Source organism: Acinetobacter sp. A3 (genome assembly GCF_012371415.1).
Taxonomy (GTDB): domain Bacteria; phylum Pseudomonadota; class Gammaproteobacteria; order Pseudomonadales; family Moraxellaceae; genus Acinetobacter.
On sequence record NZ_JAAZQW010000048.1, the window covers coordinates 1 to 15,779 of the forward strand.

The window sequence follows — 15,779 nt, forward strand, 5'->3', positions numbered from 1 at the left end:
AGCAGTCCTCAACAGATTTACGGAATTAGGTCGACCACTTACCCAAGTTACGCCTTAAATTTGGCTCAATTAGGGGCTTTTGCATTTCAAATCTTTGTGCAACAAAGTCCCCTGAAATCAAAGAAAGAGCGGTTCGCTTAGTTCTTGAATCCGAAAAAGACTACCCTCTACTTGGGCTGCAATCACAGCAATTGCTTCTAAGATCGGCTGTACTCCTGAAACACTGCGTGCCTGGCATCAGAAGCATTTGAAGCAACAGAATCCAGTTAAACTCCAATCAGATCAGCAGCGCATCAAACAACTGGAACGTGAGAATAAAGAGCTACAACGGGCCAATGAAATTCTACGTAAGGCAGCCGCTTTTTTCGCCCAGGCGTAGTTGGACCGCCCAGGCAAATAATGGTTGATTTCATTCAGAGCAACAAAGCGCTTTATGGTGTTGAAGCCATCTGTAAAATTTTACCGATTACACCATCGACCTATTACTGACAGCTCGATCTGATCGAGAATCCAGAAAAGCGTTCAAAACGTGATTTACATGATCAGCATTATACTGATCAGATTAAGCGGATTTGGCAGGAAAGTGCTGGCCGCTACGGTATTCGTAAAGTCTGGAAACAGTTGAAACAAGAAGGATATTCTGTCGAACGCTGTACGGTCTCTCGCTTGATGTAACAGCTTGAAATACAGGGTGTATGGCGTGGTAAAAATAAGCGAATGACACGTATAGTGCAATTGGATATATTTCGCCTAAGAAGCACCGCTTCGTAAGGTTTGAAGCAATGTATTATGAACGAATGCAACCGTTAGATTAGGCTGCCTAACTTAAATAAACTGTCTCCGACAAACCCGGTACGGTTCACTATTTACATGCTGATGAATTGCATAAGCCTCTTTTAGTATTTCTTGAACCTTTTGATATTGTTTATAGCGAATTAAATCTTTGACAGATATGTTAGGGAGCCGTGATAAATCCATATTGTCACTCAAATCAGCGAGCTTAACTTCACAAGCAATCGGATTTTTAACAGTACGCTGGACGGCTTGAAAGCGATTTTCACCATTTATTTTAGTCACGGCGATAATCGCATCTATCACATTTTGCTCAAAGCCCAAGTCTTTGAGTTCATCTATTGTCGTTGCTGTATCTTCTAAAATATCGTGAAGGACAGCACAGATTTGGCCTGTGGATGTTGTAAATTTTGCATGACGCGCAGTGGATGTTGAATATAGTCCTGTCCTGCTTTATCCACTTGCCCTACATGACGCTCTCGTGCGAATTTTACCGCCTGATCTAGATTTGAAATGAGCTTACCCTCTTGTTATATTTCCTCTCTTTTCTTTTTAATATTAATCAATTACCGCCATTTTAGCTATAACAGTAAGCATTTCAACGACATAATATGTCGTATCTAGAATAAGAATATGCTTTTATCATTTCATTTTTTCAAGGATATTTTTAATTCGAAGATCTCTTGCCATTTTTCCTAAGTTTGTTTGTGGTTCGAGAGCACTTATATATCTGGCATCTATCTCTACATGATATGCCTGACCGGCTGGAGGTATACATAAGCTGTAAAATTTCTCTTGCAGATACTGCTCAATCTGATCGGTCGATATATCGTAATGAGATTGCTGCTGTTGATGGTTTATACAGACTTCAGCTTGCCCATTGTCTATACGAATTGTACAAAATGGCTCAATCTCAAAATATTGGATGATTTTATTCAGCGCTGTATCAAATCCATCTACCGTCATTTTTTGAGATTGTTCTACCCAAATGAGCTGCTTTGGTGTACTTGAGCTTTGCATGGCTGTATTCAGAATTAAAGGCTTAACCTTGAAATGTAGTCCATATAACGCTGCAATCAGATCGGTTTGAACGCTAGGTGCTTCGGTAGCTGATGTGGTACTGATTGCTGCACTTTGACTCAAGGCCAAAAGACAGCCTCTAACCTGGATTGACTTGTCTGCCAGGCGACTTGGTATTCCCGTTGAGATGGACTATTTTCAATACTCTGATTCATCCTTATTTTCCTTTACTTATCTGTATTTATGATTTCATTTTAATCAGTATTTTTCATGAGGCTCTTCCTCACAGTATCGGCCTCATGTTTGCTTTTTCAAACTTGTTCATCATTATAGGCAATCAAATGAATATAAATTTTATCCCAAGCCTTTGCCAATGTTATCCATGCTTTACTTTCTTTATCCCAAATACGACGGCATAACTCTGTTAGATCATCAAATTGTTGATCTACAACACTCGAAACTCCATACTCCCAATGCCCTTCATAAATCCGCGCTTTTGCCAATTCTAGTATTCGATCTGCTAAAGCAATATGCTGTTCCACAAATTGCTGTTCTGTGATGCCAGTATGTGCAAAATCACGCAAACAATCTTTGGACAGTTGAAGTATTTCTTCCGTTTCCCATATCCATCGAGAAAAACATATATCTCCACTTAAGCAACTTATAAACTCTTTAAAGTTACCGAGTTTTCTCATAAATAACAGATTTGCTTTTACTACTGCATGAAAAACTGGTGGTAGTTCTTCTACATCTTTAAAGATGAGTAGTTCTTTATATAGATAATCCCGGTAAGCTGGTTTATATGTTTCTTTTGGTGGTTGCATCAAAATTTCTCTCTATTCTTGTATATACAGACAATCTATAAAAACTTTAAAGCTCTCTTAGAACAGCAACCCATCACTGGTATTTTTAATCGTAAACTGTTCAATCAACGTGACAAATTCTTCTTCAGGTGAAATCACTTCTTACATCCTTCATAATGGTGAATCATATAAAGCAATCGCCCTAAAAGTCACTGGATGGGTATACATCCAGTGAAGTTATTGCTGGTTTTAACTGTTGCATGCGTTACCCGAACCTGTGTTCCTTTAACTTCTTAAATCCTTTTCCTTACTCACCAACACATCATAAATAATGTGCGCAAACTGCTTCATCTTCGCAGGATCACTCATCAACTGTGTCATTTGCTCCATATGCGCTGCATTGCTGTCTAACACAGCATCATCAAGCGCCGTATCAAACTCACCCAGCATGGCCTGTTCACGAGTGTTATTATTAATCTGTTTCATCATTCGTGTGTTCTCGGACATCTTGTCAGCAATGGTCAAAGCATAGTTGATCATGTCTTTCTCTGTCAGATTGTCCGTCACAAACAGATCATTCATACGGCTTAAAATCTGCGACAAAAAGTCTTCTTTCTTGTCCTTCGGCTTTGCAGTACCCAGTTCATTACCAGGCTCAAGTTTATGCTCAGTACTATCGGCTTTCAGCTGAATATCCTGTTGGCGTAACTTAGACAAACGGTAATGCGTCATTGCAACATTACTTAGATCAACCTCATCCTCTTCGGCCACCTGTTCACGCAGTAATGGGCGCAAGTTACGGGCAAAAAGACTGAGCTTCTCTAGCTCCTTGTCGTCATATTCCACGATCTGCGACATAAACTCATAGAAACGGGTAAAACTACCTAAATCCTTTTTAAAGATTTCCAGCGCATCACGGGCTTTCTTCGCTTCAACAAATTCGTTTTCCGCATTGGCAATTAGTACGGCGTCACCTGTCTGCTTACAGCGTTCTAAACGGTTCTTGGTGACATCATAATCATTCACGGCTGCCGTGTAACGATGTTGCCAGCGTTGCATCGCAGGCTTACAGATATTGGCAAGTGCTGCATTGGATTTGTTCTTGCTATAGAAAGCTTCGGTAAACTGCTCTACCTCAGTCATAAGGAAAATACCTGCTGACTTCAACTTGTTGGCCAGATCGTACACCTGATCAGGATTGGACACATCTGCCAGTTCTGCCGTTTGGTAGTAAGGCTGGAAGGCATCCAGAATATCTTGCGGTTCATTAAAGAAATCCAGAACAAAGGTACCTGTTTCTGCTTTACCCGGATAAGTACGATTCAAACGAGATAAGGTCTGTACGCACTCAACTCCACCCAACTTTTTATCTACGTACATGGCGCACAGCTTCGGCTGGTCAAAGCCGGTCTGGAACTTGTTTGCCACAATCATCACCTGAAAATCATCGCTATCGAATGCTTTACGCATCTCACGACCTTTCAGGTTCGGGTTCATGTTACTTTCAGTAAATTTCTGCCCCAGTAGATGGCTACTATCAGAATCATTCTGGTTAAATTCTACCTCACCAGAGAATGCCACCATGGCTTGAATATTCTGGTATTTGTTCTCAGCAATGTATTTATCAAAAGCCTGTTTATAGCGCACGGCTTCTTTACGTGAGCTGGTCACCACCATGGCTTTGGCCTGACCACCCAATAAACCCATCACGTTCTTTTTAAAATGCTCGATGATCACGCCGACCTTTTGCGAGATATTATGGTCATGCAAGCGTACCCATTGGTTCAGCTTGATCTTGGCTTTTTTGGCATCAACGGTTGCATCTTTTTCTTCAATTTTCTGCTTGAGCTTATAGATGACTTTATAGTTGGTGTAGTTCTTCAGTACATCCAAAATAAAGCCTTCTTCAATGGCCTGACGCATGGAATAGACATGGTAGGCTTCAGGCAAATTGGTCTTCGACGGCGGCATGGTTGGGTCAGGTAAACGACCAAAGAGCTGTAAGGTTTTATCCTTAGGTGTGGCAGTAAAGGCATAGAAGCTCAAGTTAGCACTACCCTTACGTGATGCCATCACCGCATCAAGTACATCTTCCGAAGAAAGCTGTTCATCTTCATCACGCTCTTCAATCATCAAAGTTTCTTTGAGCTGACGCGCCGTGGAACCGCTTTGGGATGAATGGGCTTCATCGGCAATCACGGCGTATTTACGTTCTTTTAAACTGGTGCTGTTTTCAATGGCACGTAGTACAAATGGGAAAGTCTGAATGGTCACGATAATAATCGGCTGAGCCATTTCCAAAGCTTTTGCCAGTTTCTCCGATTTGGAGCCATCGCCTTCCTTGTTGTTAATCCGTCCCACGACGCCATCTGCATGTTCAAACTGATAAATGGTGTCTTGTAATTGCGCATCTAAAATGGTTCGGTCTGTCACCACAATGACGGAATCAAACATCTTTTTATTGTTAGCATCATATAGGCTAGAAAGCTGATGCGCCGTCCATGCAATCGAGTTAGATTTACCCGAACCTGCACTGTGCTGAATCAGGTATTTCTGTCCTGTGCCTTCAGCCAATGAGTCCTCAACCAGTTTGGTGACGACTTTCCACTGATGATAACGTGGGAATATCAGGCTCTCTTTTTTGTATATACGACCTTCCCAGTCTTCCTTTTCTTCAATCTGAAGATGGATAAAGTTACCGACAATATTCAGTAAGCTTTCAGGCGTGAGTACTTCATTCCATAAATAGCCTATTGCATATTCATTTTGATTTTCAGGCACATCATTACCTGCACCCTGCTCTTTGGTGCCTTTGTTAAATGGCAGGAAGTAAGTGCTATCACCATTTAAATGCGTCGCCATATAGACTTCATACTGACTCACGGCAAAGTGCACCAATGCACCGCGTTTAAACATCAGTAAGGGTTCAGGCTTGTTGGTTTCAGGGTCCTTGGGTAAGCGAGTCTTTCTATACTGTGCCATGGCATTTTGCACCGCTTGTTTAAACTCAGACTTAAGCTCCATGGTTGCCACAGGGAAGCCATTAATAAACAATACAAGGTCGATACGCCATTTTTTGGCTTGTTTGCCTGTGGCTTCTAGTTCGGCTTTGTTGGCGTATGGGCTATACACCAGTTCAGGCACCACACGGCAGATGTTTTGTTTGTAGCGTTGATTCAGTTCAGGGTTTAGGCCATGTTCAGGTTTAAACTGGCAAAATGAAAAACGTACCCCACGGGTACGGATACCATGCCGTAATACGCCCAATGTGCCATAACTGCGAGATTCGACATCGGTGGCATTGATGTCAGCTTTTTTAAGCTGAGCCTCCACGGTATCTAAAAAATGGCGTTCGGTATCATTGGGGAAGATGTTTTTAAACTTCTGCCACTCTTTGTCTTGGGTCTTTTGTACGAAGTCTAAAACATCCTGTTCATACAACGCTTTTTCACGGTTGTAGCCTATACCTGAACCAACAAGCCAACCATGGCTTTGCATTTGCGCAATAATATCTTGCTGGAAGATGGTCTCTAAAGTTGCATCCGATCTCATGTTTCCCCAACCCTCTCAATACCCAATTTTCTTTATTACGGTTCTATGTGCCAAACAGGATGGCTTTGCCAATCTTCAGGGAAGCCCATCGCTGTTTTTGATATGTTGTGATGTGTCAAAAGCAGATCAACCAGACGTTTACGCCATGTATGCTGCGGGGCGATTTTGTCCATGAAATAGAGTAGAAATACCAGACTATTATAAATTTTTCGATCTGCTGAGTTGCTATGTTCAAAATTGCATTGCACCCGAAGCCCCATCGGCTTACTGCGCGGTTTGGCAATGGTTTTGGTAAATTTTCGGTTCCATAGTCTTGAATGATGAGCACAGGTATTTCTTAAGTAGACAAAATGCTGCAATAAGCCTTCAAACTGTTTTTCATCACAATCAAAATGACTGGAAATGGCTTTACGTGTCTGAATTGGTGCCAGCAGCTGATACCACTTAGACAGTTGCCCAAAACTCATGACTTCGCATGTGGCCCAGATTGGTGGCAAATCAGGCTCATCATAGGTGCGTTTATAGTGCTCGATAAAGACTTCGTCTGCTCGGTCTACTTCACCTTCAAGTGATTCTAATAATTTGTGCCATCTAAAGGCGGGTTTAAAGTATTGCTCTTGTAGATAGGCATGACAACCATGCCGATGTGCCAGTTCATAGGCAAAACGGGTACGAACGGCAACCTCCAGACGCTCTATGGCATCCAGGATGAGTAGTCTTAATTCACGGTCAAAGACATACAGCTCTAGAACCTGCTCAAAACTGGTATCAGGTTTAAAGCAATGTGGTGAGTGGGTGTATTCAAACGGAAGCCAATAGGCACCTAAGCGATAATAATTGATTTGCTCTAGGTAAAATTGTGCCTGTTGTTCATTGGCAAACTGCATACCACGCGCTTTTAATAACTCGATTTGTTCAGCAAAGGTTTTGGCAGGCTTGTTAAAAGATTTCATAGATGGCTTGCCCTGATTGTTATATTTTTTTGGGCTCCAGAAACAAGTAACCCGACAGTTTGAGGATGCAATTGCTTGCCTAGCCTTGTCGGGTGTTGTTGAGCATATAGTGAATCATTGCAATTATTTATGCAATGATTTTTTGTATCTGCTTGAGTCCACATTTGTTTGAGGCAACTGAGAATATTCATAGGCTTAATTCCGTTTTAGCCTCATTGGGGTGTTGCCAGTTGCGTACGTCGATCTTGCCTGTCACCGCAGATGAAATTAGAGCTGTACGGCGTTCTTGCATCAATTGAATCGCAGATTCAGCCTTTTTCATCAAGCTATTACTTTTTTTGAGATAATCTTGAATATACTCAGATATAGCTTTTTGTTCATTGTATGGAGGAATAACAAACCCTAGATTCAATAGATCTTCTTGCGTCATACTTGGAAGAGCAGTATTTGTAGACAACATATCGAATGGGAAACCAAGAGATTGAAAATAAATATACTCAGGATCAGTACCAGCATCCAACTCACTATAAAACATAGTATCTACAGTCCAAAAGCGTCCCTCTACAAGTAATGGTTTATCAACTGTTCCTTTGCGACCAAATAGAATCGATACGCCATCATATAAATAAGCGGAGCTACGCTTAAAAATACCTCCAGAGCCATACACAGGATAGCCACCTATCTCTACTTCTACAGTTTTATAGTCACGACCATTTTTTATTGATAATACATTTTTTAAACGCCCAATTACCCAATGCTCAGGTACTTGCCCTAACCATTCCACACCTGAATCTTTCATGGTGACATCAGGATTTAAACCATTGGTCACGGCATGGCTAATCACTGCTTGACGCTTTTCTTTCAGCAGTTCAATCAGCTTTTCTTGTTTAGCAATTAAAGTGTCAATTTTTGCGGTTTCATGGTCGAGGAAGTTGGCTATATTGACTTGTTCATCTAAAGGGCAATTAATTACAACTGTATTAATTAAATCCCCCATGTAAATTCCACCTTGAGCACTCGATTTAACCAAAGATTCAAGTTGTGATTGATATGCTTTTGACTCAATAAAATATTTATAAAATTGAGCATTACCTTTTTTATTAAGTCGTATAAAAGAAACGCTTCGTTGAAAAGCTAAAGATTTATCAAAAGGATAAACAAAAGAACGACCAATAGTTCCGACGCAAGTAACTAAAATGTCTCCCTTTTGGGGAAATCCATTACTAGTAATTTCTTTATAGTCTTTAATAGGTATATAACTTTCATTCTCACCTATTTCTAAGCCACTATTAAATACATTCTTCGCACTAAGTAATAACTCCCCATTTTCTACACGCGCATGTGTACCATGAGTTCCATCTTTGATATCCGATACAACTCTTTTAAATAAATATGAAGACCAATGCTTTGGAATTAAACCAAGCCACTTTACACCTGAATCTTTATACTCAGCATATTTCTGATACTTTGCCATTAAGAATGCACCTCTTGCAGAAGTGCCATAATTTCACGGCTCACCGCATCTAAATCCGCATCAATCTCGCTTAAATCACGTGGTGGTTCATACACATAAAAATGACGGTTAAACGGAATCTCATAACCCACAATGCCTATTTCACTATCCAATGCATCACGCTTATCGGCATTAATCCATGCATCAGGCACATGTGGTTGCACCTCACGCTTAAAGTAAGACTCGATTAAATCGGTGGTGCTGACATTTGGATTTAAGGCAATATTTTCTGCATCACGCAAATCACCATCCTGCACAAACTCAACCACTTTGCCTTTATAAGCAAACTGACCATACAGCGGATTTTCTGAGCCTTTCACCACTTTATTGATCACTGGTTCAGCATCCGCATTTTTCCAGGTGATCGCATCAATAAATTGCTTCTTCTCTTTGCTCTCAAGCTTCACATTGGCATCTTTAAGTGCTTGTTTGAGGACATCATCAAAGACATTAAAGTCATCACATTGCGCCGTACCAAGCTTCGCTTGTAGGTTTTCAGCTTTGCGCATCAAACTGCGCTGTTCTAACCACAGTTTTGGTTCTAACACCGTCTTAATGTCTTTTTCTTTCAGCTCGCTAAATTCAGCTTTAATCAGCGCACGAATCTCGGCTTCATACTCAGTCAATTGACCATAACTGTCTGCTGTCCATGTTGCGCCGTATTGCTCATACAGCTTTTGCATCACGGCATTAAATGGCTTCGGTGCAAAACGTAAGGATGCTACAGCAGCATCACTCACCTGAGCCGATAAACGCAAAGGACGCTCGATGGTCACACGGCGGTAGCCAAACTCGTAACTGTTAAAGATTTTGCTTGAGAAAGGCTTTTTCTGATCACTTTCACCATCATGGGCTAAGGTATCTACCGCTTCAAATGCGCCGTAGTTTTGGGTAATGGTACGGATTTCTTCATCGGTTAAATAATTACGCTTCGAGCCTAAAGACTTACGCATTTTTGAACTGAGGCTAGTAGCATTAATCAAATGCACTTTGCCTTTACGCTCAGCATCTTTCTTATTGCTCAGTATCCACACATAGGTCGCAATACCAGTGTTATAGAACATGTCGGTTGGTAGCGCGATAATCGCTTCTAACAAATCGGCTTCTAGGATATAACGGCGGATTTCACTTTCACCACTACCTGCACTTCCGGTAAACAAAGGCGAACCATTCAGGATAATGCCGATACGACTACCCTGACCATTGCTGTCAGTATCACGCATCTTGCTAATCAGGTGCATCAGGAACAGTAAAGAGCCATCCGATACACGAGGCAAGCCTGCACCGAAACGCCCTTCAAAACCTTTTTGCTCATGCTCATCTTTGATGTCTTGTTCGATCTTCTTCCAATCCACACCAAATGGTGGATTTGACAGCATGTAGTCAAATTTCTCATATGCCAGTTGGTCATTAGACAGCGTATTACCCAATTTGATGTTACGTACATCCTGCCCCTTGATCAGCATATCCGCTTTACAGATCGCGTATGACTCTGGGTTGAGTTCCTGACCAAACACCCGCATTACCGCTTCAGGGTTATGCTCATAGACATATTCTGAACCCGAGGATAAAAATCCACCCGTACCAGCTGTCGGGTCGTAAATAGTCCGGATAATGCCTTCTTTAGTCAGAGCATCATCATCTTTGCTAAAGACCAAACCAGTCGTTAAACGTACGATGTCACGTGGGGTAAAATGTTCCCCTGCGGTTTCATTGGAGCTTTCAGCAAAACGGCGAATTAATTCTTCAAACACCAAGCCCATTTCATGGTTCGATACGGCGCTATAACTTAAATCGGTTGCAGCAAACTTTTGCACCACTTTATAAAGTAAGTTGGCATCATCCAGTAGACCAATAAATTCGTCAAACTTGAAGTGTTCAAAGATTTCTCGGGCATCTTTAGAAAAGTTCTGAATGTAGTTGTTCAGGTTGGCACGGATGTCTTTTTGCCCCAGACTACCTAAATCCAATTCAGAGGTATTAAAGAATGACAGTCCACCTGTTGCCTTGAGAAGCATTTTTTCTTTGGCTTCTTCTGGTAAAGGCATTTGTTTGACTTTTTCATTCGCAGCAAGTACTTCGGCTTTAGTTGGCGCCAATACACACTCAAGACGGCGCAGTAAGGTAAAAGGTAAAATCACACGACCATATTGGGATTGTTTAAAGTCACCACGTAAAAGATCGGCAACCGACCAAATGAATGCTGCTACTTGTGAAAAGTTATTATTTGTCATTAAAAAATACCGCTTGCCCTAAGGCTATAAAACTTGAAATTTATAGTTTCATTGTGCCTGATTCACAAAGGATTTTACTAGCCTAAAAATGGGACAAAAGACGGTAATTTAGTATAACAATCGGCTTTCTCGGTATTGTTGAAAATAAAGAAATCTACAGTTTCACGCTGAATGATGAGCAATGGATGAGACTGAAAGATAAATATAAAAACCTCAGCATGTTTATGCCATGTTGCCAGACACCCGCGATTCACAAGAAAAAAACTGGGAACACAATTTCTTGCACATCAATAAAGCCCAAATAGCCATCGAAACTCAGTGGGTTGATCAGACCATTGAGGAAACAAAGCGCTGTCAGGAAAAATACATTGCTTCAGGCATTCGAGCAGTCTGCTTTATCCGAACACCCCAGAAAAACAAATGGGATTTTATGAGCTAACAAAAATAATTTCATAAAATCCTACGGTGAGTAACAGCAGGCTTAATTGTTTTTTTAAACAACTCTTAGAAATTCAAGCATAACGGATAGCTCATCAAAATATTTTTGTCTTTCGTATTTTTTATGAACTATCAAAAAGTTTCTATGGTGCAATTTTAAACAATAAATATTAAAGTTTTATTTTAATCAATAGAGAATTTAAAATGAAAAATGATCTTTTTATTAATCCTGAAATTAAACAAATTGGTTATTCACTGATTCTAGATTTGAATATTCAAGATGGCTATGGTTTAAGTAAATTTCTAGCTGTTAATCACTGTCATAAGAATCATGATGCGCTCTTAATCTGGCTAGATCGACTGTTAGAAGAAAGTGACAGGAAACTAACAAAACAAGAGATTATAAAAAAGTTCTTTGAAAAAATACCAGAGTCAATGGCAAATTACTAAAACAGGATTCTATCCTGTTTTTTATATTCATCTGTAATAAATTTCTAGCTAAATTATAAATACTTTATACTCGCCGTATGCAATATGAAAATTTAACTCGATTTAATGATGAACAATTTAAACGACTCGTTGGAGTTTCTGGCCCATTATTATTACAACAGATTGAACTTGCAAAGAAAAAAATCTCAAAGACCCTCCTCTTCATGCTTAAAGATAAATTCTCATTAACTTTTAAACACTTAAACCATCATCGAACTTAAATTCAGTTATCTTAAAAATACAACCAAGCTGAAAACAATGCGAATTGCAGGTCAACTTAAATGTTTTAGAATACTAACAGAGCATTATAAAAATAGACGAAAAGGTAATACCCCCATTTTTAATTGAATTAATGGGTAGAAAATCTAAAGCCTTGTTATTGTTTAAAAATAGGTGGACAACCATTTACTGACATATGAGGTCGTTCATGATTATAAAAGTACTGCCAGTCAGTTGTATAGTCCTGCACCTCGCTCAGATCTCGAAATAAATATTGATTTAGACACTCATAACGTACTGTACGATTAAATCGCTCAACATATGCATTTTGCTGTGGATTGCCTGGTTGAGTAAATACATGCTCAATACCATGCTGATCACACCACTTTTCCATCAGCTCACTTATATACTCTGGGCCATTGTCGGTTCTAATGCGTTTAGGTTTGCCTCGCCATTCAATGAGCTGATCAAGTCCTCTCAGTACACGTTCTGCTGGCAATGAAAAGTCAATCAATATATCCAATGACTCGCGATTATAGTCATCAATCACGTTGTGAACTCGATAACTACGTCCATCACTGAGTTGATCATGCATAAAGTCCATTGACCATGATTCATTCTTAGCTGTCGGTACTGCAAGGGGTTCTGGCTGTTCTCGTTTAATCCGCTTATTAGGCTTGATTCTTAAATTAAGCTCAAGCTCCTTATAAATGCGATAGACACGTTTATGATTCCACTGATAGTTTTTGATATTACGCAGATACAAAAAGCAGAGTTTGAAGCCCCAAGTCTTATGTTCATTGGTCAGTTTAATCAACCAATCTGCGATTTGAATATTCTCCTGATCCAAACGAGCTTTATAGCGATAACACGTTTGACTGACTTTAAAAATTAAGCAGGACATGCTGATTGAAATCTTAAATTGCTCAGTAGCTTGCTGAGCAAGTGACTTTCGCTGAACAGGCCTTAAAACTTTTTTAAAAGTGCATCTTGCAAGATGTCTGACTTTAGCCGCTCATCAGCATACATGCGTTTTAAACGGGCATTTTCAGCCTCAAGTTCTTTAAGCCGCGTCATCATTGAAAGATCCATACCGCCATATTTGGACTTCCACTTGTAGAATGTAGCAGAGCTCATACCATGTTCGCGGCACAAGTTCGGTATGGGTGTTCCTGCTTCAGCTTGCTTCAAGATACTCATGATCAAGCTGTCTGAATACTTAGATGTTTTCATAGAAAATCTCCTTAAATCAAGGTTATTCTATTTTCTACTTTTAAACTCAATTATTTTTAGGGAGGATTACCAAAACGGTTTTATTTAAGAATGATTTTAACTTCGATAATGGTAAATTTGGCACTCTTAAATTAACTCTTTCAAGAAAAGTCTATTATACTTATTGCTTAATTCTGATCTTCTCTTTTTTTAATTTTTAATAATATCTTAATAATCAAATATTTTTCCGCTTAAGTTTTGACTAATCCAATAGGTTTATTATAATACCTATTATAAATCACACTAAAGATAAAATTTAATCTTTTAGTTCTTTATAAAATACATTATTTTTAAATAAGATCCGAGGAAAATATGTTTCAAGTACCTGTAGAATTTGAAAATAAACAAGCATTACTTTCATTAAAACTAAAAGAAATGCGAGAACATAATGTGTTTTCTTGCATTAAAAATGTGAACGATTTGCAGAAATTTATGGAATGGCATGTTTTCGCTGTATGGGATTTTATGTCATTGGCAAAGCGATTACAGCAAGACTTAACGTGCGTTACATTACCATGGATGCCAAACGAGAATTCAAAAGCAGCCCATTTGATTAATGAAATTATTCTAGGAGAAGAAACTGATTCTCTGCCTAACGGTAAAGTTTGTTCACATTTTGAAATGTACCTGATTGCAATGTCAGAAATTGGTGCTTCAACCGCAAAAATTGATGAATTTATCAAAACAGTACAACAAAGCAGCCAGAGTGCACAAATAGCGGTAGCTGACGCTTTAGAAAACTTGGAAGTTGCCCCTGCTATTCAGAATTTCGTGAATTTCACTATTGAAACAGCTCTGAATGGTAAAACCTCTCAGGTTCTTGCCAGTTTCTTTTATGGTCGTGAAGACTCCATCCCTGAAATGTTTAGCCATTTGCTCAATACCTGGGATATTAACCAAGCTGATGCTGAAACCTTTGTTTATTATCTGAATCGTCATATTGAGTTAGATGGTGACAAACACGGACCCGCGGTGAAAAGAATCATCAACGACCAGTTTAAAGAAGATTTAAATTCTTGGCATGAGCTGTTCGATAGTGCAATTAAATCGGCAGAACTTCGCATTGAACTGTGGGATGCTCTGGAAGCGCAACTCAAGGCAGATTATGAATTGCAGCAGCTATCAGCTTAATCATGTGAAAACTGACCTAACAGCTCTTCAGAGGTGGTTCATTCAACTCAGTAAAACGACACCCCTCTTTCTCACAGTCTGTATTAGCTAGTGAGTCAGATTGTAAAAGTCTTTGACTCTATCGAAAAGCCCATTTTTTAAATGGGCTTCCTAAAAATCACCCACACAATCTAGTTGCTTACCGTAAGGGAGATTTATATTTATAATTGTATAAATTGTATAAATTGTATAAATTGTATAAATTGGGCTTTGTTGCACAAAGATTTGAAATGCAAAGCGCCCCTAATTGAGCCAAATTTAAGGCGTAACTTGGGTAAGTGGGCGACCTAATTCCGTAAGCTACACGTGCATGGATCTCATTCACTTGGCTATCAAAACTCCTTGCACTGAGTTTATCTCCTAATAATTTGATGCAATGCATCTTAGTTTCAACCAAACTTCGCCGATGATAGCCTGACCATTTTTTCCATAGTGTCCTGCCTAAACGTTTAATTGCTCGAAGTAATTCATTTCGCTCTAGCGAGCTACTCTTTGTATCTTTCCATGGTTTCGCATTTTTTCTAGGTGGAATCACCGCATGCGCTTGCCGATCTGCAATGACCTGACGGCATTGCTTGGTGTCATAAGCTCCATCGGTATAAACAGAGTTAATCTGCTCATCTTGTGGAATCTGATTAAGTAAATCACCAAGCACCTGTGAATCACTCACATTATTGGTTGTAAGCTGAACTGCTCGTATTTGTAGGGTTTTAGCATCTATACCAATATGAAGTTTACGCCATTGGCGACGATATTCAGGTCCATGTTTCTTGCGTTTCCATTCGCCCTCACCTAGAAACTTCATGCCTGTAGAGTCCATGAGTAGATGCAGCCCATCGCTACTTTTTTGGTAGCTGATTACAATATCAATATGCTTTTGTCTTCTACAAAGCGTGGTGTAATCTGGAGCTATCCAATTTAATCCGCAAAGTTTAATCAGACTTTGCACAAAGCCTGTGACCATACGTAAAGACAGACGGAATAAGGATTTAATCATTAAGCAGCATTGGATGGCTGCGTCGGAGTAGGTTTGATTTCGCCCTTGTTTGCCTTTTGATGGAGCATACCATTGCGTAGCAGGATCAAACCAAATGGCAATATTTCCGCGACTCATGAGTGCTCGGTTATATGCGGGCCAATTGGTTGTGCGGTAGATTTTGTGTGCAGGCTTCTTCATTTGAAAATTATATCGCTGAAAAACCCTTTACAGATAGGTTTGTGCAACAATTGTATAAATTGTATAAATTTAGGACTTACGCACTATTATTTATAGATTCTCTGTGGTAGCAGATGATTTTTATCGAGAATAAAGTCATCAATGAAG

Annotated in this window: 10 protein-coding genes, 3 pseudogenes and 1 other annotated feature; of the genes and pseudogenes, 4 read left to right on the forward strand and 9 right to left on the reverse strand. The window is 39.7% G+C overall.

All coding sequences use genetic code 11. The features are described from left to right. Nucleotides 1-83: 83 nt before the first annotated feature. Nucleotides 84-672 (forward strand): annotated as a pseudogene (locus tag HHA42_RS11800) (IS3 family transposase); the annotation flags it as partial. Further along, nucleotides 358-474 (forward strand) — a sequence feature (AL1L pseudoknot). (Overlaps the previous pseudogene by 117 nt.) 153 nt (nt 673-825) lie before the next feature. Here the strand turns inward: HHA42_RS11800 and HHA42_RS11805 are convergent. The 7 genes and pseudogenes from HHA42_RS11805 to HHA42_RS11835 all read right to left on the reverse strand — a co-directional run bounded on the left by HHA42_RS11805 (nt 826) and on the right by HHA42_RS11835 (nt 10,867). After that, nucleotides 826-1,307 (reverse strand): annotated as a pseudogene (locus HHA42_RS11805) (HD domain-containing protein). Nucleotides 1,308-1,434: 127 nt separating this feature from the next. Further along, nucleotides 1,435-1,941 (reverse strand): hypothetical protein, encoded by a 507-nt coding sequence (locus HHA42_RS11810; RefSeq protein ID WP_216076812.1) that lies wholly within the window; start codon nt 1,939-1,941, stop codon nt 1,435-1,437. 182 nt (nt 1,942-2,123) lie between these two features. Continuing rightward, nucleotides 2,124-2,636, reverse strand: coding sequence for a hypothetical protein (locus HHA42_RS11815; protein ID WP_168526608.1), 513 nt, complete (start codon nt 2,634-2,636; stop codon nt 2,124-2,126). A 264-nt stretch (nt 2,637-2,900) separates the two neighbouring features. Further along, nucleotides 2,901-6,167 (reverse strand): DEAD/DEAH box helicase family protein, encoded by a 3,267-nt coding sequence (locus tag HHA42_RS11820; protein ID WP_168526610.1) that lies wholly within the window; start codon nt 6,165-6,167, stop codon nt 2,901-2,903. A gap of 35 nt (nt 6,168-6,202) precedes the next feature. Beyond that, complete coding sequence (locus tag HHA42_RS11825; protein WP_168526612.1) at nt 6,203-7,120, reverse strand: Abi family protein; 918 nt, start codon at nt 7,118-7,120, stop codon at nt 6,203-6,205. 187 nt (nt 7,121-7,307) lie between these two features. After that, nucleotides 7,308-8,594 carry a restriction endonuclease subunit S gene (locus HHA42_RS11830; RefSeq protein WP_168526614.1) on the reverse strand — a complete coding sequence of 429 codons (1,287 nt, stop codon included), beginning with the start codon at nt 8,592-8,594 and terminating at the stop codon, nt 7,308-7,310. Next, nucleotides 8,594-10,867 carry a class I SAM-dependent DNA methyltransferase gene (locus HHA42_RS11835; RefSeq protein WP_168526616.1) on the reverse strand — a complete coding sequence of 758 codons (2,274 nt, stop codon included), beginning with the start codon at nt 10,865-10,867 and terminating at the stop codon, nt 8,594-8,596. The genes HHA42_RS11830 and HHA42_RS11835 overlap by 1 nt, the downstream gene beginning before the upstream one ends. A gap of 229 nt (nt 10,868-11,096) precedes the next feature. Here HHA42_RS11835 and HHA42_RS11840 point away from each other — a divergent pair, with 229 nt between their 5' ends. Together HHA42_RS11840 and HHA42_RS11845 are read left to right on the forward strand one after the other, a co-directional pair. Then, nucleotides 11,097-11,306, forward strand: a complete 210-nt coding sequence (locus HHA42_RS11840; RefSeq protein WP_168526618.1) for a hypothetical protein — start codon at nt 11,097-11,099, stop codon at nt 11,304-11,306. Between the two features lie 203 nt (nt 11,307-11,509). After that, entirely contained in the window at nt 11,510-11,755 is a 246-nt protein-coding gene (locus HHA42_RS11845; protein ID WP_168526620.1) for a hypothetical protein, read from the forward strand. Between the two features lie 415 nt (nt 11,756-12,170). On the opposite strand, the gene HHA42_RS11850 is transcribed toward HHA42_RS11845, so the two are convergent. Continuing rightward, nucleotides 12,171-13,246, reverse strand: a protein-coding gene (locus HHA42_RS11850) for an IS3 family transposase (RefSeq protein WP_168526622.1) whose coding sequence is annotated in 2 segments (ribosomal slippage) — nt 12,171-12,994 and nt 12,994-13,246 — 1,077 coding nt in all. Because the reading frame shifts where the segments join, the coding sequence is not laid out codon by codon here. 351 nt (nt 13,247-13,597) lie between these two features. On the opposite strand from HHA42_RS11850, the gene HHA42_RS11855 reads away from it, so the two are divergent. Beyond that, nucleotides 13,598-14,416: a DUF3050 domain-containing protein gene (locus HHA42_RS11855; protein ID WP_168526624.1), complete on the forward strand. Its 819-nt coding sequence runs from the start codon at nt 13,598-13,600 to the stop codon at nt 14,414-14,416. Nucleotides 14,417-14,713: 297 nt separating this feature from the next. Here HHA42_RS11855 and HHA42_RS11860 read toward each other — a convergent pair. Next, nucleotides 14,714-15,632: pseudogene (locus HHA42_RS11860) on the reverse strand (IS5 family transposase). Between the last annotated feature and the right edge of the window lie 147 nt (nt 15,633-15,779).